Below are 25217 nucleotides of genomic sequence, written 5' to 3' on the forward strand. Positions count from 1 at the left end.
AGTCGCCGCTTTGACATGAGAAGCAAAGACCAGTGGAGGTGGCCGAGGATGAGCGTCCCCGCCACGAGCACGTCTCACGCCGATATCGCCGCGCCCACGCGGGCCGAGCTCGTCTGCGCGCTGTCGCACATCCCCGAGGCCGTCTCCGCCGTACGCCGGCGCGCACGCGCCGTCCTCGCCCAATGGCGCGTGCCCACCCCGACAGCCGACGACGCCCTCCTGGTGATCTCGGAGCTGACCACCAACGCGATCGTCCACGCCCTGCCTCCAGCAGTGCTGCGGTTGTCCATGCCCGAGGTCGGCAGCCGCCGCGCCCTCCGCATCGAGGTCACCGACGCGGGGCCGGTACCTCTACGGCGCACGTTGCCCGACGGTCCCCACCCCGCCGAACACAAGGAAAACGGTCGCGGGACCGGCATCGTCGCGGCCCTCTCCACACGACACGGAACATCCCGCCGCCCAGAGAGGACCACTCGATGGGCCGATTTCCACATGGGGACTTGACCGCCGTGGCGCAGCGGCCGCACGTCCCTGACGGACGTCACGGCAGGCACGAGGGACGGCCGAACCCCCGATGTGCAGGGATGGTGCCGCGACGCCATCCGTCAGACACCAGCACTGGGCGTGCCCGGTTCATCGACCCGGGCAGCGTGCACCGCTGCGGTCGTCGCTCAGAAGCTGGCCCGTTGCTGCGAGGCGAGCTACGGGTGGGGAACCGTGGTCGCCGGCGGGGAACGGCACAAACTGCGCCCGGCGCGCTGGGCAGACGTGCACCAGGCTGAGCCTGACGCGGGTCCGCCGTCGGCTCATGGGCGTGATCAGTGAGCCGGTGCAGCTCAGGCGGGTGCCGGGGCACGGTCTGGCGGCGCCGATGTTCCCGGGCGACGATGTTCTGGGACACCCACCGGGTCCCCTCTGGGCCAAGGCGGTCGGACAAGTCGACTGGGAGCCGAGCGACGGACTCAAGGTCGAGATTGGCCGAACCGTCTTCCACGGCGGGCAGGGCGATGCCATGTACGCCGCCTGCCCTCACTGCGCCGCCCACGTGCACCTGTATACCGATGAGTGGGACACGATCGAGGGCGCCTGGGAGCCCTTCAACAAGGCCATCGACACCTGGTACGACTCGGGCCGAGCTGCCGTCACCTGTCCACGCTGCAGTCGAGCCGGTGACCTGACCGCGTGGACGTGGGACAACGACTACTACGCGTTCGGCTACCTGGGCTTCGAGTTCTGGGACTGGCCCGAGTTCAGCCCCAGCTTTCTCGAACGCTTCGCACGCGTGCTGGGCGGCCATCGCACGGTCCTGGTGGGAGGCAAGCTCTGAGGGACGGTGCTTCACGCGACCGCTCCGGGCCGCCAGTCGGCCGGTCAGACCTCATGCGTGCACGTTTGGCACCTCGGAACTCGGGCCCAGCCCGTCTCAGTTTCCGTCTCATTCAGCCCCGTTCACGATCGCTCGGACGAGACCGGGAGCCGAGACCGGGTTGATGGCGAGCCGCCCACGAACGCAGGTGAACGCCCCCGCACGCAGCACACCGCCACGCCACCACAGTTGGAAAGCATGTTGGAGGCGCCCGCCCTCGGCGTGGTCACGGGTCCTCCCGACCATTCACCCAGGACAGCGCCCAGGCGGGCCGAAAATGCCCGCAGCTTCCCCAGCTGATGGCCCGCCAATTCAGTAAGGCCGCGGAATCTCATGCTCGCCCAACGCAGCCTCGTACCGGGCCAGCAGAGCGTCCAGGTGCATCAGAAGAAGGCCGGCGGAGCCCCGCGCTTCCTCCAGGTCCCCGCGCTCACACGACTCCACCACCTCAGCCATGTCGCCGCGGAGGATGTGAAGGGAGTCGCCCTGCACCAGCACCCCGGGGAACCGTCGGCCAGGCATGCGAACCACAGCATCGTTGCCGCCATCACTGAACAGCTCTGCCTCAATGCGCTTCATCGCGCCATCCAACCTGACGTCGCCGGCAGACCTCAACGACGGAGCGCGCAAGCGGCCTTGAGGACCATGATCGCCGGACGGTCACCACAGCCCAGTGGTGCCCCGCCTCCAGGTGGAGTCCCCCGCCCGAGTTGCTCCAGGACGAAAGAGGTCGTGGGTTCAACCCCGGGCAGCAGCTTTCGCCTTGGGCCGGCTGGACCTTGCTGCTGCTTCCACTGGTTCTTGAGTACGTAGCCCCGGCCTGGTAAGCCGTCAACGACCGTTCCCCGCAGCCCTTTGCTCGGCCCCGCTGGTGTAATCCCCCTATGGACGCAACCGTGGCAACTCTGATCGGTACCACCATCGGTACGGTCGGCGGACTGGCCGGTGGGCTCTTCACCGCCTTCGTCCAAGGCCGACAGGCACGAGCCCAGCTTGAGTTCGAAGAGCGGCGACGCAGAGACGGCCTACGACGCGAAGCGTGCGACGCCTTGGCCAACGCTGCTCACCAGTACCGGATGCACTGGTGGCACCTCAACTCCATGTTGGGCAAGGGAAACGCCGATCGGGAACTGTTCGACGGTACCGCCGCCCTGTGGGCCGAGGTGACGGCTGCACACAGCCGGGCGGCGATCGCCGGGCCGACGGAGGTCGCGGAGGCTGCCGACCAGTTGTTGGCGCAGCTGCACGCGATGGATACCGCCGGCACGGAGTGGTTCTCCAGCATCGAGTCCGGTTTCCAGCAGAACGTGGACGTGCTCCGTGTTGAGCTCCTGAAGGCGAGGCGTGCCGTCCGGGTCGGAGTGTTCGCGTCCGTCGTTCGGCGGGAACTCGGCAACGACGAGTCGTTGTACCCGCGCCCTCGTGTACAGGCGAAGCGCATGTCGCAGGCGAGGAGGAAGTCGCTGCCCGCTCCCCGGGCACGGCCGGGCAGCTTGGCCATGGTGACGGCCGGCAGCCGGCTCAGCCTGCGAAACAGCATGCCCAGGGAGGCGTCGCCGGGGCCTCCGGTTTCGCGGCCTCGGCGGTGTACTCGGGGAATTTCCATCGAGTGCGCGTGGCGGGGAGGCGCCGACCGAGCGCGCGGGTTCGGCTAGTCCGTGCCGGTTCCGGCCTGGTGCAGCATCCGGGACACCAGCAGGGCGCCTCCGGTCGCCGCCGCCCCTACCGCTCCCGCGGCCAGGAAAGCGCGGGAGGAGCGCCAGGACAGTACCGACCACCGCGACTGCGCGGAGAACAACGATCCTGTACTCAGCCACGAACCGGTCGAGATCAGTGACAGGGCGGAACCGATCGAGCCGACCGACAGGGCACTGCCGATCGAGCCGACCGACAAGGCCGAGCCGACGGACCCCACGGACAGCACCGAGCCCACGGAGCCGATCGACAGCACGGAGTCCTGTGACCACAACGACAGCACCGAACCAGAGGACGTACCAGGAATCGACCGTACGGACAGCTTTGTCATGAGGCCATCCTGCCCCCTCAGTCGGTCGTCGGCCGACCGGCCCGTGAACCATGTCGGCTTCTGGTGGCCCACGCCCGTCGGCCGCTCAGCCGAGCGGCTTCTCCAGGACCGCCTTGCGGTGGCTGAACGTCTCGATCGAGTAGCGGCCGTGGTAGCTGCCCATGCCGCTCTCCCCGACGCCGCCGAACGGCAGGTCGGAGACGGTCAGATGGGCGAGCGGCAGGCCGAATCCCAGGCCGCCGGACGAGGTCTCGGAGGCGATCCGCTCCCTTGTGGTGTCCGACTCGGTGAAGACGTACAGCGCGAGCGGCTTGTCGCGGTCGTTGATGAAGCCGATGGCCTCGTCGAGGTCCGCGACGGTGACGATCGGCAGGATCGGGCCGAAGATCTCCTCCCCCATGACGGGCGACTTCGGGTCGACGTCGGCGAGCACGGTCGGCGCGATGTACTTGGCGCCGCGGTCGCTGTCGCCGCCGACGACGGTACGGCCGGAGGCCAGCAGCCCGGAAAGACGGTCGAAATGCCGCTCGTTGACGATCCGACCGTACGCGGCGGACTGCCGCGGCTCGGCACCGAACAGCGCCTCGACGGCCTCGGCGAGTTTCGGCTCCAGGGCGCGGGCGGTCCCGGGGTCGGTCAGGACGTAGTCGGGCGCGACGCAGGTCTGCCCGGCGTTGAGGAACTTGCCGCGTGCGAGCCGGTCGGCGACGACGGACAGGTCGGCGTCGCGGTCGACGAACGCCGGTGACTTGCCGCCGAGTTCGAGGGCGACGGGGGTGAGGTGCTCGGCGGCGGCCCGCATCACGACGCGTCCGACCGTGCCGTTGCCGGTGTAGAAGATGTGGTCGAAACGCTCGGCCAGCAGGGCCGTCGTCTCCGGGATGCCGCCCTCGACGACGGCGACCGCGTCGGTGTCGAGGTAGCGAGGGATCAGCCGGGCGACGGCGGCGGAGGTCGCGGGGGCCAGTTCACTGGGCTTGGCGACCACCGCGTTGCCGGCGGCCAGCGCGCCCAGTATCGGGGTGAGCAGGAGCTGGAGGGGATAGTTCCAGGGCGCGATGACGAGCACGACGCCGAGCGGGTCGTACTGCGTCCAGGCTGTGGCGTCCTCGCCGAGGTGTGCCGGGACCGGGGCGGACTCGGGGCGCAGCCAGCCGTCGAGGTGCTCCAGGGTGTGGTCGATCTCGCGCACGGTGAAGTCGATCTCGGTGCGGAAGGCTTCCGTGGAGCTCTTGCCGAGGTCCTCGTGGAGGGCGGCGGCCAGCTCCTCGCCGTGCGAGGTGAGCAGTTCGCGCAGCCGTCGCAGCTGGTCGACGCGCCAGGCGACGGGCTTGGTGCGGCCGGAACGGAAACCGGCGCGCAGCCGGGAGACGACGTCGGCGGGCTCTTCGGGGGTCGAGTGGTTCACGGTGCCTCGCTGGTCGGGGCGCGGACGGGGGCCGGCCGCGCGAGCATGCTCTGCGGTCGGGCGCCTGGACCGACCGCACTGGATGTATATGCCAACCTTTCCGGGGGTCCGGTGCATTCCAGGCCCGCGCCGCTACTTTCCGCGATCCCTTGGCTTCAGAGCGTGGAGCGCGCGCCCGCCACGCCGAGCGTGTCCGCCAGCCGCTCCAGCAGGGACCGCAGCAATGCGTCGTCCCCGTCGCTCAGCACCGGCCAACCGGCGCGGACCTCTCGGTCCAGTCGGCGCCAGTACGTCCGACCGCGCGGGGTGAGGTGGGCGAGGATGCGGCGCCGGTCGTTCGGGTCGACCCGGCGGTAGAGGAGGTTCTGGTCGACGAGGTGGTCGACCAGTTTGGTGAGCGTGGCCGGCGGGAGGAAGACGGCTTCGGCGATCGCGGTCATGGAGTGGCCCTCGCCGTCGGAGAGCAGCGCGAGCACCCGCCAGGCGTCGAGGGAGCAGCCGTCCTCGTCCAGGACGGCCTGGAGCCGACGCGCGGCGAGGCGCTCGGCCCGCGTCAGCAACTGCATCAGATCCTGGGGCTGACGCGGCGATGGGGTCGGCATCCTGCTCCTCGCTCCCGGGGGGTGTACATGCTACGAGACGGATTGGAGTTCGCCGGCAGGACCCGGAATCATGACGCCATGTTCCGGCCCCCTTCACCTCCGCCCGACTGGTTCACGGCGGACGACTCCGTGTTCGGCGTGGCTCTCGTACTTCGGGGCGGTGCTGCGCCGGATCGAGCACACGGAGGCGGACGCGGTCATCATGCTGCTGGTGGGCAGTGACGCGGTGCGCTTCAACCGGGCGTTCGCCGCGGCCGGTCTCGACGCCCGCTGCCTCAGGCTGAGCACGCTCATGGACGAGAATATGCTGATGGCGAGCGGGCCTTCGGCCACGGCGGACCTCTACAGCACGGCCGGCTTCTTCGCCTCCCTCGCCAACCAGGACACCCTCGACTTCCACGGCCAGTACGCCCGACGGTACGGAGTCGAGGCGCCGGCCCTCGGCAGTCTCGGTGAATCCTGTTACGAGGGCGTGCTGTTGCTGGCAGCCCTGATCCGGCGCGCCAAGGCCATCGACGTGACCGCGATCGGCGCGGCGGCCGAGACCGTGTCGTACGAGGGGCCGCGCGGGCTGCTCCATCTGCGCGGCGGCCATGTGCGCCAACGCATCTACCTGGCGCGGGCGGAGGGCATGGACTTCGACGTGGTCGCCGAGCTCGACCTTCGCGGACCGCGCTCTTGACAGCGGCTCTCCCGCGCCAAGATACTTCCCGCAGGAAGTAATCAGAATGCCTTGGGCGTGTCATGAATTCGGATGCCGAATTCCGCCCCGGGCATTTTTTGTTGCCTGGTCGTCCCGCCGACGAATCCGTCATGAGAGCGGGAAGATACGGCCGGGAAAGTACCGCGAAACACCTTGGAAACAGCGTGACTTGAGGCTGTGGACCGCACTCCAGGAGGTCGTATCCTCCACAGCCCGAGGGGGTTCTATTGTCCAGCGGTTCCCGAATTCTCCGACGCCGGATCGCAGCCGGTGCCGCCGCGCTCGCGACCGTCGTCGCACTCTCCGCGTGCGGCGCCAAGACCGACGCGGGCGGTACGTCCGACAAGGCCGCGAAGGCGGACGTGAGCGGCGACACCGTCAAGGTGGGCCTGCTCAACTCACTGTCGGGCACGATGGCGATCAGCGAGGTCACCGTGCGCGACTCGCTGAAACTGGCCATCGGCGAGATCAACGCCTCGGGCGGAGTGCTCGGCAAGCAGATCAAGCCGATCAGCGAGGACGGCGCCTCCGACTGGCCGACGTTCGCCGAGAAGGCGAGCAAGCTGATCAGGGAGGACCGGGTGGCGGCCACGTTCGGCTGCTGGACCTCCGCGAGCCGCAAGGCCGTCAAACCGGTCTTCGAGAAGAACAAGTCGCTGCTCTTCTACCCCGTGCAGTACGAGGGCCTCGAGCAGTCCCCGTACATCTTCTACACCGGCGCCACCACCAACCAGCAGATCATCCCGGCCCTCGACTACCTCAAGTCCCAGGGCAAGAAGCGGATCTACCTGGTCGGCAGCGACTACGTCTTCCCGCGCACCGCCAACAAGGAGATCAAGGCGTACGCGAAGGCCAACGGCATGACGGTGCTCGGCGAGGACTACGCGCCGCTCGGCTCCACGGAGTTCAGCACGATCGCCAACAAGGTGAAGGCCTCGAAGGCGGACGCGGTCTTCAACACCCTCAACGGCGACTCGAACGTGGCGTTCTTCAAGGAGTACAAGTCCGCCGGGCTCACCGCCAAGGGGATGCCGGTGGTCTCGGTGTCGATCGCCGAGGAGGAGGTCAAGTCGATCGGGGCGCAGTACCTGGCGGGCCAGTTGACCGCCTGGAACTACTACCAGACCACCCCGGGGGCCGCGAACACCGAGTTCGTGAAGGCCTACAAGGCCAAGTACGGCCAGGACAAGCCGACCAGTGACCCGATGGAGGCCGCGTACACCTCGGTCTACCTGTGGAAGGCGATGGTCGAGAAGGCGAAGTCGTTCGACCCCGAGAAGGTCAAGGCGGCCTCCGACGGCATCACCTTCGACGCGCCGGAGGGCAAGGTCACCGTGGACGGCCCGACCCAGCACATCTACAAGACCGCCCGCATCGGCAAGATCGGCTCCGACGGGCTGATCAAGCAGGTCTGGGACTCCGGCAAGCCGATCGAGCCGGATCCCTACCTGAAGGGTTACGACTGGGCCTCCGGCCTCTCCTGATCACCCGTCGCGCGGGGCCTGTGCGCACAGGCCCCGCGTCCCGACTCCCCGGAGCCGCCGCATGACCGTGATCCTCGGGCAGTTGTTCACCGGCGTCAGCATCGGTGCCGTCCTGCTCCTCATCGCGCTCGGCCTCTCGCTCACCTTCGGCCAGATGAATGTCATCAACATGGCCCACGGCGAGTTCATCATGGCCGGCGCCTACACCACGTACGTACTGCAGAAGTCCATTTCCGACGCAGGAATTTCACTCATCGTCGCGCTGCCCGTGGCATTTCTTGTGTCGGGGACGCTCGGCGCGCTGCTGGAATGGCTGTTGATTCGCCGCCTTTACCTCCGTCCCCTCGACACCCTTCTTGTCACATGGGGTGTCTCGCTGATGCTTCAACAGCTCGCCCGTGACATTTTCGGAGCGCCGAATGTGCAGACCCGCGCACCCGATGTCCTCACCGGGAACATCACGGTCATCGGAGGCGACGACCCGCTCACGTTCGCCAACAGCCGGCTGTTCATTCTCGGGCTGGCGATCGCGGCGGTCGTGGCGCTGTCCCTGACGCTGCGGCTGACCCCGCTCGGGCGGCGTATCCGCGCGGTCGTACAGAACCGGGACCTGGCGGAGGTGTCCGGCATCTCCACCGGCCGCGTGGACCGCACCGCCTTCTTCATCGGCTCCGGGCTCGCCGGGGTCGCCGGGGTCGCGCTGACACTCGTCGGCCCGATCGGGCCGACGATGGGCACCAACGTCATCATCGACGCCTTCCTGGTGATCGTGGTCGGCGGCATCGGGCAGCTCAAGGGCAGCGTGATCGTGGCCTTCGTGCTGGGCGCGCTGCAGTCGGTCCTGGAGTACTCCACCACCGTCAGCGTCGCGAAGGTGCTGGTCCTCGTGGCCATCGTCGCGTTCCTCCAGTGGCGGCCGCAAGGCCTGTACACGCTGCGCACCAGGAGCCTCGTTTGACCACCACCACTCCCCTCGCCCCGAAGGCGGAGCAACGGCCCGGCCCACGGCGCCGGTTCGAGGCGGCTCGGCCCGCAGCGGGCTTCGTCGCCGCCGGCGTCGCGCTCTTCGCCGTCGCCCCGCTCGCCCTGTCCGACTTCCGGCTCGGGCTGCTCGCCAAGTATCTGTGCACGGCCATGGTCGCGGTCGGCATCTGTCTGGCCTGGGGGCGGGGCGGACTGCTGACACTCGGCCAAGGGGTGTTCTTCGGGCTCGGCGGCTATGCCATGGCCATGCACCTGAAGATCGCGGACGCGGGGCCCGGCAACCTCCCCGACTTCATGCAGTTGTACGGGTCCGCCACCGAACTCCCCTGGTGGTGGCGGCCGTTCGCGAATCCGGTGTTCGCGATCGCCGCGACGGTCCTGCTGCCGATGGTCGTCGCCGCGATCCTCGGCTCGTTCATCTTCCGGCGCCGGGTCAAGGGCGCCTACTTCGCGATCCTCAGCCAGGCGCTCGCCGCGGCCTTCGCGATCTGGCTGATCGGCCAGCAGGAGACGACGGGCGGCACCAACGGGCTGACCGACATCCAGGGCTTCTTCGGCTACGACCTGAACGACCCGGTCAACCAGCGGATGGTGTACTTCGTCATCGCCGCGGTGCTGCTCCTGCTGATCGCGCTGGCCCGTCAGCTGATGCACAGCCGCTACGGCGAACTCCTCGTCGCCGTACGGGACTCGGAGGAGCGGGTGCGATTCCTCGGGTACGACCCGGCGAACGTGAAGCTCGTCGCGTACGTCGTCGCGGCCGGCATGGCCGGACTCGCGGGCGCGCTGTTCGTGCCGGCCGTCGGCATCATCTCCCCCGCGCTGGTCGGCATCGTGCCGTCCATCGAACTCGTCATCGGCGCCGCGGTCGGCGGCCGCGCCAGCCTGGTGGGCGCGGTGCTCGGGGCGATCGGCGTCGCCTGGGCCAGGACGGCCCTGTCGGAGGAGTTCCCCGCGGCCTGGACCTACTTCCAGGGGCTGCTGTTCATCGTCGCCCTGGCGTTCCTGCCGGGCGGACTCGCCTCGCTGGCCGGCATCGTGCGGCGGCGCCGGGCGAACCGAGGACTCGCTGGAGACACGGCATGACGGAGTTTACGGACAGTGGGCCCGCGGGGCTGGAGATACGCCGGCTGCGGGTGACGTTCGACGGCTTCACCGCCGTCGACGGGGTGGATCTCGACGTGCGACCCGGTGATCTGCGCTTCCTGATCGGGCCGAACGGCGCGGGCAAGACGACGCTGGTCGACGCGGTCACCGGACTGGTGAGGGCGACGGGATCGGTGCGGTTCGCGGGCGCCGACATCCTCGGCCGGAGCGTGCACCGCATCGCGCGCTCGGGGATCGGCCGCACCTTCCAGACGGCCACCGTCTTCGAGGAGTTGACGGTCCTTCAGAATCTTGACATCGCGGCGGGTGCCGGGCGGGGCGCGCTGACGATGCTGCGGCGCCGCAGGGGTGTGCCCGAGCCCGTGGCGCGTGCCCTGGAGACGGTGGGTCTGACCGGCCGCGCCGACAGCCCGGCCGGCACGCTCGCGCACGGGCAGAAGCAGTGGCTGGAGATCGGCATGCTGCTCGTGCAGGACGTCCGGCTGCTGCTGCTCGACGAGCCGGTCGCGGGCATGAGCCATGACGAACGGCAGGCCACCGGCGAGCTGTTGGAGCGCATCAGCCGGGAGCGGACCGTCGTCGTGATCGAGCACGACATGGACTTCATGCGCTCCTTCGCGCGCAGCGTCAGTGTGCTGCACGCGGGCCGGGTGCTCAGCGAGGGGACGGTGGCCGAGGTGCAGGCCGACCCGAAGGTGCAGCAGGTGTATCTCGGGCACGCGGCAGCCGAGGACACCACGGCGACCGTGCCCGGACCGACCGCCGCTCAGGAGGCGTGATGCTGGAGATCGACACCGTCCACGTCGGCTACCACCGCAGTCTCGTCCTGCACGGTGTCTCCGTCGAGGTGCCGAGGGACGGGGTGGCGGCGGTGCTCGGGCACAACGGCGCGGGCAAGAGCACCCTGCTGCGGGCCGCCGTCGGACTGCTCGGCCCGCGGAGCGGCTCGGTCCGCCTGGACGGCGAGGACATCACCCGTCTGAGGCCCCATGAGCGGGTGGCGCGCGGCATGGCGTACGTCCCGCAGGGTCAGCAGGCCTTCCCGCACCTCACGACGGCCGAGAATCTCCAGTTGGTCGCGGACGGGCGGCGCCGCGGCAGGGCGGCGATCGCCGAGGCGCTGGACCTGTTCCCGGCGTTGCGGGCCCTGTCGGGCCGCCGCGCGGGGCTGCTCTCGGGGGGCCAGCGTCAGCAACTGGCCCTCGCACGGGCCCTGGTGACGGAGCCTCGGGTTCTCCTCCTGGACGAGCCGACCGAGGGCATCCAGCCGTCGGTGGTGGCCGAGATCGAGGAGACGATCCTCGCCCTGGCCGCCCGGGGCGGTCTGTCGGTGCTCCTGGTCGAGCAGCACGTCGGCTTCGCGATGCGGGCGGCGCGGCGCTACTACGTCCTGGAGGCGGGCCGGGTCACGTCGTCGGGCGAGGGCGGCCGGGACGCCGAACGGGCGGTGCGGGAGGCGCTCAGCGTGTGACCCGCGTGCGGTCCGTCGGAACGCCGACGGTCGGCGAGGTCGGCCAGGTTGTCCGATCGATCAGTGCAGGGAGGAAGACGTTGCGTACGGCCGCGGCCGTCAGGTCTCCGCGAGGGATGCTCGGGCCCGTTCGAGGTGAGCGCGTTCCGGCGCGCTCACGGACAGCGTGATGGCGGCGTCGTACGCCTGTACGGCCTCGGTGTGCCGTCCGAGCCGGCGCAGCAGGTCCGCCCGTACGGCGTGGAAGGCGTGGTACCCGTCGAGGTCGAGCTTGTCGACGACGGCGAGGGCGGTCTCCGGTCCCTCGACCTCGGCCACGGCGACGGCTCGGTTGAGGGCCACGACCGGGCTGGGGGCGAGGTCCATGAGCTGGTCGTACAGCCGGCGGATCTGGCCCCAGTCGGTGGCGGCCGCGGTCGGCGCGTCGCTGTGGACGGCGTTGACGGCCGCCTGGATCTGGTACGGCCCCGGCCGGTTGCGGCGCAGACAGCGGCGTACGAGGGTCTGCCCCTCGGTGATCAGGTCCGGGTCCCACCGCGTACGGTCCTGGTCGGCGAGGAGGACCAGGTCGCCGTCCGCCGTCGCGCGGGCCGGCCGGCGGGCCTCGATGAGCAGCATCAGCGCGAGCAGGCCGAGGGCTTCGGGTTCGTCCGGCATGAGCTCGACGAGGAGCCGTCCGAGGCGCACGGCCTCGGCGCAGAGGTCCTCGCGGCCGCCGTACCCCTCGTTGAAGACGAGGTAGACGACGGCCAGCACACCCCTGACGCGGTCCGGCAGGTCGGCGTCGCGCGGGATGCGGTAGGGGATGCCCGCGTCGCGGATCTTGGCCTTGGCGCGGACGATCCGCTGGGCCATGGTCGATTCGGGGACGAGGAAGGCGCGGGCGATCTGCGGGGTGGTCAGGCCTCCGAGGAGCCGCAGGGTGAGGGCGACCTGTGCCTGCGGGGCGAGCGCGGGGTGGCAGCAGGTGAAGATCAGACGGAGCCGGTCGTCGCGCACGGGGCCCTCCTCCACGGGTTCGTCCGGGGCGTGCAGCCGGGCCGCTTCGGCGTGCCGGGCCGCGCGGGTGGACTCGCGGCGCAGCCGGTCGACGGCCCGGTTGCGGGCGGTCGTGATGATCCAGCCGGCCGGGCTCGGCGGTACGCCGGTCTCCGGCCACTTCGCCACGGCCGTGGTGAACGCGTCCTGGACCGCTTCCTCGGCGAGGTCGATGTCGCCCAGGAAGCGGATGAGGACGGCGACCGCCCGGCCGTACTCGGCGCGGAAGACGGCCTCGATCCCGGCTCCGCCGACGGACATCAGTCCTCGGCCTCGTGCAGGAACGGCCTCACCTCGATGGGAAGCGTGGTCGCCACCGTCGCCTTGCGCCCCCATGTGAGCGCCGCGTCGAGGTCGGGCGCCTTGATCAGACAGATCCCGCCCAGGTACTCCTTGCTCTCGGTGTACGGCCCGTCGGTGACCAGCACGTCACCGTCCTGGGCCCGCAGCACGGTGGCCGTGTCCGGCCCGTGCAGTCCGCCGGCGAAGACCCAGGCTCCGGCCTCGCGCAGCTCCGCGTGGAACACGTCGAGATTGTGCATGATCTCTTCCAGGACCTCGGGCGCGGGCGGTTCGCCCTGCGGCTGCATCACGCTCAGCAGGTAGTACTTCATGATGTGTCCTCCTCGGTGGTCGTTCACCCGGCGTCTCACTGACTACACGAACGAGAGGGCGCCGGATCGACACACGCCACGACGACAGCGGGAGAATCCTTCGATGACCATTCCACCGCATCCGCTCGTCACCGCGGCCCGGAGGCTGGCGACCGAGGTGCTGGCGCCCCGGGCGGAGCGCGTGGACCAGGACGGCATGCCCGCGAGCAGCGTCGAGGCGGTCAAGCGGTCGGGTCTGCTCGGGATCGCCGCCCCGCTCGCGTACGGCGGGTCGGCGGCGCCCGCCGCGGTGGTCCGGGAGACGGCGGAGATCCTGGCCGGGGCCTGCTGCTCGACGTGGTTCGTGCAGACACAGCACCACACGCCGGTGACGACCCTGGCGAGGAGTGACCTTCCGGTGCGGGAGCGCCTGCTCGGTCCCCTCGCGCGCGGAGAACTGCTGTCCGGCGTCGCGTACGCCCAGTTGCGCGCCCACCCGCGGGTCCCGGTGCGGGTCACCCGCGAGCGCGGCGGCTGGCGCTTCGACGGGAGGGTCCCCTGGTACACGGGCTGGGGGCTGAACGACGTCATGCTGCTCGCGGGCGTGACGGACGCGGACGAGGCACTCTTCGCGTTCACCGAGGCGCGCGAACAGCCGGGACTGCGCCCCTCCCCGCCGATGCGGCTGGCCGCGCTCACGGCGTCCCGGACGGTCTCGCTGGAACTGGACGGGCTGTGGCTGCCCGAGGAAGCGGTGGCGCTGCGCACCCCGTACGAGTCCTGGGCGGTCACCGACCGCCCCAAGAACACCAATGCCTCACCGGCCGTGTTCGGTGTGACGGAGACGGCGATCGGCCTGCTGGAGGAAGATCCCTCCGCGAAGGAGACCGCGGGCAGACTGCGGGCGCGCCTCGACGCCGTCAGGCGGCAGGCGTACGACCTCGCCGACCACCCGGTGCCGACGGAGCGGATCGAGGAGCGGCTGGTGTGCAAGACACGGGCGTACGACGTGATGCGCGCGGCCACCACCGCGGCGGTGGTTGCCGGGGGCGGACGGGCGATGGACGTGCGCAGCCCGGCACAGCGGCTGGCGCGGGAGGGGATGTTCCTGCTGGTGCAGGGGCAGACGGCCCAGGTGCGCGCCGCGCACCTGGGGTCGCTGGGGTCGCCCGGTCCGCTCAGCCGGTGAAGGGCACCTGCGGGGCCGGGGCCGGTGGGGCCGCGAACGGGTGCTGCCACAGGCCCCGCTCGGCGAGTCGGGGCAGGACGCCCTCGCCGAACCAGTAGGCCTCTTCCAGGTGGGGGTAGCCGGAGAGCACGAACTCGTCGATGCCGAGGGCGTGGTACTCCCTGATCCGCTCGGCGACCTCCTCGTGGCTGCCGACCAGGGCGGTGCCGGCTCCGCCGCGCACCAGACCGATGCCGGCCCAGAGGTTGGGGTGGATCTCCAGGCCGTCCCGGCCGCCGCCGTGCAGCGCGAGCATCCGCTGCTGGCCCTGCGACTCGCTGCGGGCGAGCCCTGCCTGGACGGACCGCACGGTGTCCGGGTCGAAGCCGTCGAGGAGCCTGCGGGCCTCGGCCCACGCCTGTTCGGAGGTGTCCCGGGTGATGACGTGCAGCCGGATGCCGAACCGCAGGGTCCGCCCCTCCTTCGCCGCGAGCCCGCGGATCCAGGCGATCTTCTCGGCGACCTTGGCCGGTGGTTCGCCCCAGGTGAGGTAGACGTCGGCGTGGCGGGCGGCGACCTCACCGGCGGCGGGCGAGGAGCCGCCGAAGTAGACCTCGGGGACCGGGTCGGGGACCCGGGCGAGCCGGGCGTCCTCGACCCGGAGGTGCTCGCCGGCCAGGTCGACGGTCTTGCCGTCCCACAAGTCCCGGACGATCTGCAGGAATTCGCCCGTACGCCGGTATCGGGCGTCCTTGTCGAGGAAGTCGCCGTAGGCGCGCTGCTCGTGGCTCTCGCCGCCGGTCACCACGTTGAGGAGCAGCCGTCCGCCGGTCCGGCGCTGGAAGGTGGAGGCCATCTGCGCGGCGAGTGTGGGCGATACGAAGCCCGGCCGGAAGGCGACGAGGAACTTCAGCCGCTCGGTGTGCTGGCTGACCATCGCGGTGGTCAGCCACGCGTCCTCGCACCAGGCACCCGTCGGGGTGAGGGCACCGACGAAGCCGAGGTCCTCCGCGGCACGGGCGATCTGGCTCAGGTAGGCGACCGTCGGCGGCCGGTCCCGTCCGGAGGCGGTGGCGGGTGTGCCGTGGCCACCGCCGACGACATCGCGGCTGTCTCCGTTGGTGGGCAGGAACCAGTGGAAGGTGAGGGACACGGCGGGGTTCTCCGATCGTGGGGGCATGACGGGCGAGGAGGCCCGTCGGACGGGGGCCGACGTGCCCTTCCTGGCGAGCGGGACCTGATCCCGGGGGCTAGAGCAGGCCGTGTCGCGGCGGTTTGGTGCCGCTCAGGACGTATCGGCCGATGTGCTGGATCTTCCAGCGGGCCGGGTCGTGCAGGGTGTGGGTGCGGGCGTCGCGCCAATGCCGGTGCAGGTTGAGGGAGTTCAGGGCCGCACGGGTGCCTGACACCTCGAACAGGGCGTCCGCCACCAGTACGGCGGTGGCGGCGGTGTGCGCCTTGGCGGCGGCCACCGCGATGGATGCCTCGGCCGCCGACGTGTCGGTCAGCTCGTCGCGAGCCGTGTCGACCGCGCGGGCCGCGACACCGAGCAGCGCTTCGGATGCGCGCACCTGGAGGGCGAGTTCACCGAAGCGCTGGATGAGCAACGGATCCTCGGCCGCCGTCTCCACGCCGCTCTCGAACCAGGGCCGGCTCTTGGTGCGCACGAACTCCGCCGCCTCGGCGAGCGCGCCCGCCGCGATCCCGGCGTCGATGGCCGCGTGCAGCAACTGCGCCACCGCTCCGTGCAGTTGCGGCCCCCGGAAGGTGAGATGGTGCGGGACCACGCGGTCGGCCGGCACGTCGACGGCGTCGAGACGGACGGTGCCACTGGCCGTGGTCCGTTGTCCCATGCCGTCCCAGTCGTCGACGACCGTGACGCCGTCGGCGCCCTGTGGGACATAGGCGACGTGCAGGTTGTCGTCCTCGGCACGGGCCAGGACGGGGATCCAGTCGGCGAAGAGCGCTCCGGTGGAGTAGTGCTTCACGCCGCTGAGCCGGTACGAGCCGTCGGGCCGCGGTTCGAGCCGGGTGCGGATGTCCTGGACGTGCCGAGTGCCTGCCTCCGACTGGGCGTTGCCGAAACGCCGCCCCGCCAGGACTTCGGCGAAGAAGAACTCCTTCTGGGCGAGGCTGCCCTGATGGCGTATCACGTTCGTGTACACGAAGTGGTTCTGCGGGATCTGGGCGAGGCTGGCGTCCGCCGAGGCCAGCAGCCGGAAGATCTCCGCCAGGGTCTCCTGGCGTACGTCCGCTCCGCCGTGCTCGGCCGGCACCGTGACGGCCAGCAGGCCCGACGCGGAGAGCCGCTCCAACTCCGCGTACGGAAGCCGTCGTTCGGCGTCCCGCGCCGAGGCTCCGGTGCGGAAGTCGTCGGCGAGGGCGGCGGCGACGGCCAGGGCCTCGGCGTCGTCGGCGATCACTTTGGCGGTCATCAGGTCAGCCCGCGGCGGCCAGCAGGGGCGTACGGCCGAGGGCGGCCGAGAACTGGTCCACCACCTGGGCCAGGGCCTCGGCGGTGCCCGAGGCCACGGTGACGCTCCCGTCCTGCCCGGTGGTGATGTCCTTGTCGAGGGTGAACCAGCCTTGGACGATGTGTGCCGCGCCCATGGAGTTCAGCACCGGGCGCAGCGCGTAGTCCAGAGCGAGCACATGGGCGGTGCTGCCGCCGGTGACCAGCGGCAGCACGGTCTTTCCGGTCAGGGCGTACTGCGGGAGCAGGTCGAGCAGGGCCTTGAGGACGCCGGAGTAGGCGGCCTTGTACACGGGGGTGCCGATGACCACCCCGTCGGCGCGCGCGAACAGCGCGGTCGCCTCGACGATGGCCGGGTGCTGGAAGTCCGCGCCGAGCAGTGCCTCCGCGGGGATGGTGCGGACGTCGAGGGGAATCACCTCATGGCCCTGGGCGGCGAGCCGGGTGTCGAGGTGCCGCAGGAGTTTGGCGGTGCGGGAGGAGACGGAGGGGCTGCCGGAGACGGACAGGACGGTGGCCATGAGTCCTCTTTCGTGAGCGGGATTCTGAGTGGGCGGGCTGCCGGATCGGACGGGGGGAAGGGCGGGGAGACGGGCGCGGACCGCTCGTCACACGTGCGCCGCGGCGGACTCCTTCTCCCTGTCGGGCAGTTGGGCCTCCAGTTCGCGTACGAGGGGCAGCACGCGGCGCCCGAAGTACTCGACCTCCTCGTGGTAGTGCAGGAAGCCGAGGAGGAAGAGGTCGACGCCGAGGCGCTTGTAGGCGACGATCCGTTCGGCGATCTGTTCCGGGGTGCCGATGAGCCCCGTGCGGAAGCCGTCGTTGTACTGGACGAGGTCCTCGAAGCTGGAGTCCCGCCACATGCCCTTGCCGTCGGAGGTGGACGCTCCGGCCTGCTGCACGGCGGCGCCGAAGCCTTCGACGGCCTCGGTGTCGGCCTGCGCGACGATCTCGCGGAGGGTCGCGCGGGCCTCGGCCTCGGTGTCCCGGGCGATGAGGAATCCGTTGAGGCCGAACTTCGGCGGCGTGCGTCCGGCCCGGTCGGCGGAGACGCGGACGTCCTCGAGCTGCTCGACGACTCCGTCGAAGTCCTTGCCGTTGGAGAAGTACCAGTCCGAGACACGGCCCGCCATGGCGCGGGCGGCGGTGGAGTTGCCGCCCTGGAAGATCTCCGGGTGCGGGCGCTCGGGGGTGTTCAGGGGCTTGGGCCTGAGCGAGAAGTCACGCAACCGGTAGAAGTCGCCGGCCAGTTCGGTGTGGTCCTCGGTCCAGATCTGGCGGAGCGCGCGGATGAATTCCTCGGATCGGCGGTACCGCTCGTCGTGTTCCAGCCAGGGTTCGCCGAGTGCGGTGAACTCGGCCTTGAACCAGCCGCTGACGACGTTCACGGCGAAGCGGCCGTGCGAGAGGTGGTCGGCGGTGGCGCCGAACTTGGCGAGGACGCCGGGATGCCACAGTCCGGGATGGACGGCCGCGATGACCTTCAGGCGCTCGGTGGCGAGGAGCAGGGCGAGGCTGAAGGAGGTCGACTCGTGCTGGTACTCGGCGCCGTAGCCGGCCATGTAGCGGACCTGGCTGAGGGCGTAGTCGAAGCCGTTGTTCTCGGCGAGGACGGCGAGTTCGCGGTTGTAGTCGTAACCCCAGTCGGTGCGCTGTTCGATCTTGCTCGTGACCAGGCCGCCGCTGACGTTGGGCACCCAGTAGGCGAAGCGGACGGGTTCGGTTGCGGACACGGAACGACTCCTGATGTGCGGTACGCGGGCATGACGAAGAAAGGCCCGGGAATTCAGCGGGAATTCGGGCTGCGAAATGCGAGTGACGGGCAGGGAGTTCGTCCTGGCGCGCGGCGAGGGGAATCAGCCGGGGCGGACCGGTCCGTGCGAAGGGGACCCTACCGTCGGGATCGTCAGGCTTCGCGGCAACAGAAGGAGCTGGAGACACGCGCGAGGTCGACGTGGCGTCGCCGCGTGAGGTCCAGTCGTATCTTCATGTCGTCGATCGTCGCAGCCACCGGCCCGGGCAGTCAAGGAACAGCGGACCGGTCTCGTATCCCGGACCGCCGCAATTCACGAGGGCGTGACAGGGAAACCCTTGAACCGGTTCGCGCGGCGGCGGCATTCTGCCGGTGTGCGAATAGAGCAGCTGGAATACATCGCGGCGGTCACGCGGCTCGGCTCCTTGCGGCGGGCCGCCGAGGAACTCCACCTGTCCCAGCCCGCGTTGAGCGAGACCGTGCGGAACCTGGAACGCGAACTGGGGGTCGACCTGCTGGAGCGCAAGCGGTCGGGGGCGCGGATGAGCGCCGAGGGACGGGAGCTGCTCCCGCACATCGTCGATGTGCTGGACGCCGTGGACCGGCTGCGCGGCGCGGCGGGCGAGCAGCACCGCGTCCGGCGGATGGTCCGCGTCGGCACGGTCAACGCGGCCACCGTGCCGCTGCTCATCCCCACGGTCCGGGCTTTCCGCGTGTCGCACCCGCTGACGCAGGTGGAGGTGGTCGGCGCCCAGCAGGCGGAGATCCACCGCACGCTGTCCGAGGGCGGCCTCGATCTGGGCCTGGTGAACCATCTGGACGGCGATGATCTGCCCGCGGAGTTCGAGTCCACCCGGCTCCTCGGCGGACGGCCGGTGCTGTGTGTGCGACCGGACAGCCCGCTGGCCTCCCTGCCGTCGGTGTCGGCGGAGGACCTGCTCGCCGATCATGAGCCGCTCATCGCCATGCGATCCGGGTACGTCATGCACCGCTACGTCCACCGGTTCCTGGAGGGCCGGGACCCCGGTTTCTCGTACTCCACCCGACGGCGCGGAGATGGGCAAGCTCATGGTCGCCGAGGGACTGGGCGCGACCGTGCTGCCCGACTTCAGCGTCATCGGCGATCCGCTGGAGAGGTGCGGCGCGATCACCCACCGGCCGCTCACCGACGAGACGACACGGGTCCTGCTGATACTGCGGCGCCGACGGGCCGACGCGGTACCGCGAGCGGCCCAGGACCTGCACGAGGCGTTCGTCCGCAGGGCCGGGGAGCTCGGCGGCGCGCTGACGTCCGGGGCGTGATCGCGGGCGCGGAAAGGCAACCGCGGGCAACCGGCCCTGGGGCACGCCCCGCCGAGCGCCCTGCTCCGGGCCCCGGCGGCAGCCGTACTCCGGACCCCGGCGAGACGTGCGTCCCGGCCCCGGCGGGAACCTCTCTCACCCGACCGAACGGGACCCGCGCTCCGGACCTCGACCAGATGACCGCTCCGGGCCCCGGCACGGCCCCGTCCTGTGACCATCCGAAGAGTCACTCGTTTGACGGATCGGCGTGACACGACGTCAGTTCCTTCGGAAGGCATTCGTTCCATGCCCATCCCCTCGCTTCCGCGATCGGCCCGCCGCGGCAGGACCGCGCTCGACCGGGCCGAGACCGCCCTCTTCGAGGAGTACGGCGCTCTGGTGCGGCTCGCGTACCTCACACTGCCTCCCTCGCTGAGCAAGCACCGGCGCATCCTCCTGGCCCATTCGCTCGTGCAGCGCTCACTGCCGGGCTCCCGCGAGCGGGACCCCGGGCCTCGCCTGCCGAAACCGCGCGGCACCGGCCGCCCCTCCGTCACGCAGAAGGACCGGCTGCGCGGCCATGTCCTGCGCTCGGCGATCGCGTACGGGCGTCCGCCGCGCGGCTGGCCCCACCGGCTGCCGCCACCCCGCACCCTGCTGCCCGTACTGCCCGTCGTATGGGGGTTGCGGCTGTTCCCGCGCGCGGGCGGTGCGGACGACCTCGCGCTGGGCCGGGCTCTGGCGGGTTCGACAGCCGCCGCGCGCGCCGCCTTCGTCCTGCGCAGCGTGGACGAACGAACCGATGCGGCGATCGCGACGCTCCTCCGCGCCGCCGGGGTCGCCGACCCCGAGGGCGCTCTAGGGGCCGCGACCCGGCTCGCCGAGTCGGCGGGCCGGGCCACCCAGACGCTGCTCGGGTCACGGGAGTTCGACGCCTGCACGGTGCAGACCGGGCCCACCGATCTGCTGCGCCGCCGACGCCGCGTCCGTTTCCTGTGGGGCGCGCTGTCCGCCCTCGTGTTCACCGGGGTGCTGCTGGCGGTCTCCGCCCCGGGTTCCGCGCCGCCGTCGGCCGGCGACACCCCCGCGGGCGCGACCCTGCCCGGCCCCGCGGACCTCGTGCGCACGCCCCGGGACTCCTGGGCCGACACCGCGCGGGTCGACTTCACCGCCTGGCCGGCGCGTGGCGCCCGCGCCGACGATCCGGAGCTGCTCGCCCGGGCCCTGTCCGGCTGGGCCCGGCCGGCCCGCGCCGGGCACGTGACCACGACGGCGGGTACCCCCATGGACGCGCCGACGCACGCGCCCCAGCTCCTCTACGCGGGGAACGTGGACGGCGACGCCGTGGTCCTGCTGCACGACGGCCTACGCGTGGTGCGCTACAGCGAGCCGCTCGACGCGCCGGGGCACGGCGCCCTCGCCCTCGCGCGGACCGACGACGCGGATGTGACGACCGCCGCCGCCCTGGTCGTCGGGCGCGGCGCCCGGGTGACGAGGTTTCTCCTCGCCCCCTGGATCGCCGAGGCACGGACGCGCGACCTGACGCGTCCCGACTCTCCGTCCCGGCCGGTCGACGTCGCCCGGGACGGGGTCACCGCGCCGCTCGCCACCCCGGCCGCGGGCGCGGCCTGCGACCGTCGGCCGGTGCTCCAGCTGCGCTCCTCGGAACGCATCGCGGAGAAGCACGCGTTCCTGCTGACCGACCTGGGCGAGTTGTCGCCGGTCCATCTGACGTACACACCGCTGCCCGGGCACGGGACTCCTCCGGCGCGGCAGCCCAGGGAGGCGACCGGCCCGGCCGCGCTGGTCGCCTGGGCACACCTGGCGTGCGGGCTGGATCGGCTGCGCGGCGCCGGGGTCCGGGCTGTCAACGCCTGGGACTTCGCCGAGCAGGATCTGCCGGAGAAGGGCGGACACGCCGTGTGGGTGTGCACCCGGGCCGCCACGTGGCGCGGTCCCGGCGAGGTGCGGGTGCTGTTGCGCGCCCCCGCCTCCTCGCCCTCCGCACCCGCTCGGGAGGTCGCGCGGGCCGGGTCCACCGCGGCCTGCGGCCGGTTCGGCCAGCATGTGGTGGCCGACACCCACTGGCGTTCACGCGCGGGTCACTGGTATCTGCTCGCCGCCGGCAGCCGGGCCGTCACCCGTATCGAGGTGAGCGGCGCCGTCACGGCCCGGACGGACGGCCGTACGCTCGCCGTGCGGGCCCCGGAGGACGCCCGTCCCGGCGTGACGGCCCGTCTGGTGAACGGCGCGCCACTGGCCCCGGTCGGCGGCGGGGCGAGCCGATGAGCCGACCCGACCGCGCGCGGTCCGCCTCGGTCCGCGTCCCCGAGCGGGACGGAGACGCGGAATCAGTCCTCTTCGCCGATCGGGACGACCACGAGGAAGGCGTCCGACTTCAGGTCCATCACGACCGTCGCCGCCAGTCCCTCGGTCCGGCGTCGTGCCGCGTACTCCTCCGCGGTCCAGGATCCACGCGGAGCCCCTGCGGGAAATCGTTCCAGCACCTTTGTGCCCATGGCGGCAGACACCTCCAGCTCTGACCTCGGACCCGGAGCGACGAGTCCCGTGGAATCCGCTTGCCCGGGTTTCTCCGAGACATGTCAGGTCCGTTCACCGTCCTTCGGCAGCGCCGTACATGGACGCGTACATGGACGCGGACGCGGACGCGGACTTGTACTCGGACTCGGACTCGGACTCGGACTCGGCGACGGACACGGGCGGCCCGCCCGCGCGAAACCGCGCGGGCGGGCCCACTTCTGCCCGGGCCCAGGCACACGTGGGCCAGTCGCGCTCGGGCCTCTCGCATCCGCTCCCGTGACCCGGCCCTCTCACACCTTGACGCGCTCGACCCCGTGGGGCACGGGGTCGGGCTCCGGTTCTCGGCTCAGCCTCCCCGGCCACCAGGCGCGGCGGCCGATGTCGCGGACGAGGGCGGGCACCAGCAAGGAGCGGACCACCAGGGTGTCGAGCAGGACGCCGAAGGCGACGATGAAGGCGATCTGCACGAGGAAGGCCAACGGAATCACGCCGAGGGCGGCGAAAGTCGCGGCCAGCACCACGCCCGCCGAGGTGATCACTCCGCCGGTGGCGACGAGTCCGCGCAGCACTCCCCGGCGCACCCCGTGGAGCAGCGACTCCTCACGGACCCGGGACATCAGGAAGATGTTGTAGTCGACTCCGAGGGCCACCAGGAACACGAAGCCGTACAGCGGCACGGACGCGTCGGTGCCCGTGAAGCCGAATCCGTGCCGGAACACGAGTGACGAGATGCCCAGGGTGGCGAGGAAGTTGAGCGCCACGGTGGCCACCAGCAGGACCGGCATGAGCAGCGAGCGGAGCAGGCCGATCAGGATGACCAGGATGATGGCGAGGACCACGGGCACGATGAGCGTGCGGTCGCGTTCGGCGGTCTGCCGGGTGTCGTACTGCTGGGCCGTGTAGCCCCCGACGAGCGCGTCGGCGCCCGGCACGGCGTGCACCGCCTGGCGCAGCCGCTCGACGGTCTCCTTGGCCGCGTCGCTGTCCGCGGCGGACCGCAGGGTGACGTCGACACGCACCCGGCCGTCGACAGCCTGGGGCTCTCCCCCGCCGGGCAGTCCGGAGGCCGTCACCGCGGCGGCCGACGCGACCCCCTCCGTCGCGCGCGCCGCGGCCGTGACCCGCGTGACATGGTCGGCGTCCGCGATGATCACGGCGGGGTTCCCGGAACCGCCGGGGAAGTGGCGTCCGAGGGTCTCCTGCGCGGCGACGGACGGCGCGTCGTTGACGAAGATCTCGTCGAGGGGGACGCCCTTCGCGGTGAGGGTGGGCGCGAAGGCGGCGCAGGCCAGGAGCCCGGCCAGGGCGATCGCCCAGACCTTGCGCGGCGCGCGGTCCACCAGATCCGCGACCCGGTTCCAGATGCCGCTGCCCGTCCGCGGGTTCCCCGCCGGGCGGGGTCCCGCGGGCCAGTAGGCGGCGCGGCCGAGCAGCACCAGGACGGCGGGCAGGAAGGTGAGCGTGCTCAGGACGGCGCAGACGACGCCGATGGCGCCCACGGGGCCGAGCGCCCGGTTGTTCGTCAGGTCACTGAGCAGCAGCGCGAGCAGTCCGAGGGCGACGGTTCCGGCGCTGGCGACGATCGCGCCCCAGGACTGCCGCAGCGCGGCCCGGACGGCCGTGAACCGGTCGCTGCGCAGGGCGAGTTCCTCGCGGTAGCGGGCGGTCAGCAGGAGGGCGTAGTCGGTCGCGGCGCCGATCACGAGGATCGAGAGGATGCCCTGCACCTGACCGTCCACGCGCACGACGTCGTGGTCGGCGAGGACGTAGACGATCGCGCAGGCCAGGCCCAGCGCGAAGACGGCCCCGAGGATGATGAGGAAGGGCAGCAGCAGGCTGCGGTAGACCAGCAGCAGGATCACGAGCACCGTCGCCAGGGCCACCCCGAGGAGCAGGCCGTCGATTCCGGCGAAGGCGTCGGAGAGGTCGGCCTGGCTGGCCGCGGGTCCGGCGACCTGCGCGGTCGTTCCCGGGACGCGTTCGGCGGCGGTGCGGACGCGCTCGAGGGCGTCGGGGAGCTTCTTGCCGAGGTCGGGCCTGAGCTGGACGACGCCCTCCAGCGCCGTGCCGTCCCGCGACGGCAGGGCGGGTGACGCCCGGCCGACCACGCCGGGGGCGCCGGTGAGCGAGGCGAGCGCAGCGCTCGCGGCGGACCGCTGGGCCCCGGCGACGGAACCGTCGCCGTCCACGGTCCAGACGACGATCGCGGGCAGCGTCTCGTCCTGTCGGAAGGCCCGCTGCTGGGCCACCACCTTCGTGGATTCGGCGCTGCGCGGCAGGAAGGCGGCCTGGTCGTTGGTGGCGACCTCGCCGAGTCTGCCGGCGTAGGGGCCGAGGGTGCCTCCGATGCCGAGCCAGGCCACGAGCAGGACGACGGGGATCAGCCACAGGGCCCGTCGCGGGGTGATGGACATCGCTCTCCAGATTTCACGGGCAGGCGGGACAGGTGTCTCAATAATAAAGAATCTCAATCATTGAGATATCTTGGGCCAGATCGTAGACCACGCCCCCCGCTTCCGTACCCGGCCCCCATCCGGATGCACGGACGGCGACCGGACGGGTTCAGCGTCCTGGGGAGCGCACGCCGGAAAGGTGTTCGTTCATCTCCGTCAGGAAGCGGAGGACCACCGACAGTTCGTCCTCGCTGAAACCGGACCGCACGCTCGCGGTGACCTCGGCGAGCGGCCGGAAGTGGGCGCGCGCGGCCGACTTGGCATCCGGGACGTAGTGGAGGTGGACCACTCTGCGGTCGGGACTCTCCCGGACGCGCCGGATGTGGCCCGCGCGCTCCAGCCGGTCCAGGCACGCGGTGACCGCGCCCGAGGTGAGTCCGAGATGCTCGCGCAGCCGGCCGGGCGTGAGCGGCTCGGGCGCGTCGAGGATCGCGGCGAGCGCCTGTACGTCCGTGGCGTGCAGACCGTGCTCCCCGGCGAAGCCGTGGACCAGCCGGTTGATCTCGCCGTTCATGCGGCGCAGCTGGACCGCGAAGGCCTGGAGATCCGTCACCGGGACGCGCTCCGGCTCCCGGCCCGGGTCGGGGTCCGGGTCACCCGTCCGGTCGTCACGGTCGTCTCGTCTGGCCACGCGATCAGCCTATAGAAGTCCGCGGCCTGTCCCTCGTACGGCCGTCTCGCGCCAGGCCGTCCCGTTCGGCGCATCCGCGGGCGGCGCCGACGGGGAAGGGATCAGGAGGGGGCGGACGGCGGGGGCAACGGCGGC

At 71.3% G+C, this 25217-nt stretch carries 24 protein-coding genes and 2 pseudogenes; 12 read left to right on the plus strand and 14 right to left on the minus strand.

The genetic code is table 11. The features are described from left to right. Window positions 1–48 precede the first annotated feature (48 nt). Entirely contained in the window at window positions 49–504 is a 456-nt protein-coding gene (locus OG788_RS05620) for an ATP-binding protein (protein ID WP_406369359.1), read from the plus strand. Window positions 505–808: 304 nt separating this feature from the next. Further along, complete coding sequence (locus tag OG788_RS05625) at window positions 809–1327, plus strand: hypothetical protein (RefSeq protein ID WP_406369360.1); 519 nt, start codon at window positions 809–811, stop codon at window positions 1325–1327. Window positions 1328–1678: 351 nt separating this feature from the next. On the opposite strand, the gene OG788_RS05630 is transcribed toward OG788_RS05625, so the two are convergent. Next, the gene (locus tag OG788_RS05630) at window positions 1679–1945 is read right to left on the minus strand and encodes a DUF6959 family protein (protein ID WP_406369361.1); all 267 of its coding nucleotides are present in this window, start codon (window positions 1943–1945) and stop codon (window positions 1679–1681) included. 317 nt (window positions 1946–2262) lie between these two features. On the opposite strand from OG788_RS05630, the gene OG788_RS05635 reads away from it, so the two are divergent. Continuing rightward, window positions 2263–3021, plus strand: coding sequence for a hypothetical protein (locus OG788_RS05635; RefSeq protein ID WP_406369362.1), 759 nt, complete (start codon window positions 2263–2265; stop codon window positions 3019–3021). Here the strand turns inward: OG788_RS05635 and OG788_RS05640 are convergent. The 3 genes from OG788_RS05640 to OG788_RS05650 form a co-directional block, all read right to left on the minus strand. Further along, on the minus strand, window positions 3018–3392 hold the full coding sequence (locus OG788_RS05640; RefSeq protein ID WP_406369363.1) for a hypothetical protein: 375 nt from the start codon (window positions 3390–3392) through the stop codon (window positions 3018–3020). The genes OG788_RS05635 and OG788_RS05640 overlap by 4 nt on opposite strands. Before the next feature lie 85 nt (window positions 3393–3477). Continuing rightward, window positions 3478–4800: an aldehyde dehydrogenase family protein gene (locus OG788_RS05645; RefSeq protein ID WP_406369364.1), complete on the minus strand. Its 1323-nt coding sequence runs from the start codon at window positions 4798–4800 to the stop codon at window positions 3478–3480. A 155-nt stretch (window positions 4801–4955) separates the two neighbouring features. Further along, a complete protein-coding gene (locus OG788_RS05650; protein WP_406369365.1) occupies window positions 4956–5402 on the minus strand; it encodes a MarR family winged helix-turn-helix transcriptional regulator in 447 nt (148 codons plus the stop codon). Window positions 5403–5553: 151 nt separating this feature from the next. On the opposite strand from OG788_RS05650, the pseudogene OG788_RS05655 reads away from it, so the two are divergent. From OG788_RS05655 to urtE, 6 genes and pseudogenes are all read left to right on the plus strand, one after another. Further along, window positions 5554–6084: pseudogene (locus OG788_RS05655) on the plus strand (ABC transporter substrate-binding protein); the annotation flags it as partial. Window positions 6085–6332: 248 nt separating this feature from the next. Further along, complete coding sequence (gene urtA / locus OG788_RS05660) at window positions 6333–7589, plus strand: urea ABC transporter substrate-binding protein (RefSeq protein ID WP_351557096.1); 1257 nt, start codon at window positions 6333–6335, stop codon at window positions 7587–7589. A gap of 61 nt (window positions 7590–7650) precedes the next feature. Further along, window positions 7651–8547, plus strand: coding sequence for an urea ABC transporter permease subunit UrtB (urtB, locus tag OG788_RS05665; RefSeq protein WP_351557505.1), 897 nt, complete (start codon window positions 7651–7653; stop codon window positions 8545–8547). Next, a complete protein-coding gene (urtC, locus tag OG788_RS05670) occupies window positions 8544–9659 on the plus strand; it encodes an urea ABC transporter permease subunit UrtC (RefSeq protein ID WP_406369366.1) in 1116 nt (371 codons plus the stop codon). The genes urtB and urtC overlap by 4 nt, the downstream gene beginning before the upstream one ends. Further along, entirely contained in the window at window positions 9656–10459 is an 804-nt protein-coding gene (gene urtD / locus OG788_RS05675) for an urea ABC transporter ATP-binding protein UrtD (protein ID WP_406369367.1), read from the plus strand. The genes urtC and urtD overlap by 4 nt, the downstream gene beginning before the upstream one ends. Further along, window positions 10459–11151, plus strand: coding sequence for an urea ABC transporter ATP-binding subunit UrtE (urtE, locus tag OG788_RS05680; protein ID WP_406369368.1), 693 nt, complete (start codon window positions 10459–10461; stop codon window positions 11149–11151). The genes urtD and urtE overlap by 1 nt, the downstream gene beginning before the upstream one ends. A 99-nt stretch (window positions 11152–11250) precedes the next feature. On the opposite strand, the gene OG788_RS05685 is transcribed toward urtE, so the two are convergent. Both OG788_RS05685 and OG788_RS05690 read right to left on the minus strand, forming a co-directional pair. Then, complete coding sequence (locus OG788_RS05685; protein ID WP_406369369.1) at window positions 11251–12450, minus strand: RNA polymerase sigma factor; 1200 nt, start codon at window positions 12448–12450, stop codon at window positions 11251–11253. Beyond that, window positions 12450–12803: a YciI family protein gene (locus OG788_RS05690; protein WP_356757956.1), complete on the minus strand. Its 354-nt coding sequence runs from the start codon at window positions 12801–12803 to the stop codon at window positions 12450–12452. The genes OG788_RS05685 and OG788_RS05690 overlap by 1 nt, the downstream gene beginning before the upstream one ends. Window positions 12804–12906: 103 nt before the next feature. Between OG788_RS05690 and OG788_RS05695 the strand changes: the two genes are divergently transcribed. Next, entirely contained in the window at window positions 12907–13971 is a 1065-nt protein-coding gene (locus OG788_RS05695; protein WP_406369370.1) for an acyl-CoA dehydrogenase family protein, read from the plus strand. Here OG788_RS05695 and OG788_RS05700 read toward each other — a convergent pair. From OG788_RS05700 to OG788_RS05720, 5 genes are all read right to left on the minus strand, one after another. Next, on the minus strand, window positions 13961–15103 hold the full coding sequence (locus OG788_RS05700) for an LLM class flavin-dependent oxidoreductase (RefSeq protein WP_406376677.1): 1143 nt from the start codon (window positions 15101–15103) through the stop codon (window positions 13961–13963). The genes OG788_RS05695 and OG788_RS05700 overlap by 11 nt on opposite strands. A gap of 97 nt (window positions 15104–15200) precedes the next feature. Beyond that, the gene (locus OG788_RS05705; protein ID WP_406369371.1) at window positions 15201–16385 is read right to left on the minus strand and encodes an SfnB family sulfur acquisition oxidoreductase; all 1185 of its coding nucleotides are present in this window, start codon (window positions 16383–16385) and stop codon (window positions 15201–15203) included. 4 nt (window positions 16386–16389) lie between these two features. After that, the gene (gene ssuE, locus OG788_RS05710; protein ID WP_351541931.1) at window positions 16390–16944 is read right to left on the minus strand and encodes an NADPH-dependent FMN reductase; all 555 of its coding nucleotides are present in this window, start codon (window positions 16942–16944) and stop codon (window positions 16390–16392) included. A gap of 87 nt (window positions 16945–17031) precedes the next feature. Further along, complete coding sequence (sfnG, locus tag OG788_RS05715; protein ID WP_406369372.1) at window positions 17032–18156, minus strand: dimethylsulfone monooxygenase SfnG; 1125 nt, start codon at window positions 18154–18156, stop codon at window positions 17032–17034. A gap of 173 nt (window positions 18157–18329) precedes the next feature. Beyond that, the gene (locus OG788_RS05720) at window positions 18330–18413 is read right to left on the minus strand and encodes a putative leader peptide (protein ID WP_351542021.1); all 84 of its coding nucleotides are present in this window, start codon (window positions 18411–18413) and stop codon (window positions 18330–18332) included. A gap of 137 nt (window positions 18414–18550) precedes the next feature. Between OG788_RS05720 and OG788_RS05725 the strand changes: the two are divergent. Both OG788_RS05725 and OG788_RS05730 read left to right on the plus strand, forming a co-directional pair. After that, window positions 18551–19478 (plus strand): annotated as a pseudogene (locus OG788_RS05725) (LysR family transcriptional regulator). A 285-nt stretch (window positions 19479–19763) separates the two neighbouring features. Next, entirely contained in the window at window positions 19764–21746 is a 1983-nt protein-coding gene (locus OG788_RS05730; RefSeq protein ID WP_406369373.1) for a hypothetical protein, read from the plus strand. Between the two features lie 62 nt (window positions 21747–21808). Here the strand turns inward: OG788_RS05730 and OG788_RS05735 are convergent, their stop codons facing one another. From OG788_RS05735 to OG788_RS05745, 3 genes are all read right to left on the minus strand, one after another. After that, entirely contained in the window at window positions 21809–21976 is a 168-nt protein-coding gene (locus tag OG788_RS05735) for a hypothetical protein (protein WP_266755282.1), read from the minus strand. Between the two features lie 312 nt (window positions 21977–22288). Next, entirely contained in the window at window positions 22289–24412 is a 2124-nt protein-coding gene (locus tag OG788_RS05740; RefSeq protein WP_406369374.1) for an MMPL family transporter, read from the minus strand. A 148-nt stretch (window positions 24413–24560) separates the two neighbouring features. Beyond that, window positions 24561–25082 carry a MarR family winged helix-turn-helix transcriptional regulator gene (locus OG788_RS05745; protein ID WP_406369375.1) on the minus strand — a complete coding sequence of 174 codons (522 nt, stop codon included), beginning with the start codon at window positions 25080–25082 and terminating at the stop codon, window positions 24561–24563. Window positions 25083–25217 lie beyond the last annotated feature (135 nt).

This window comes from Streptomyces sp. NBC_00647 (genome assembly GCF_045207245.1).
Lineage (GTDB): Bacteria > Actinomycetota > Actinomycetes > Streptomycetales > Streptomycetaceae > Streptomyces.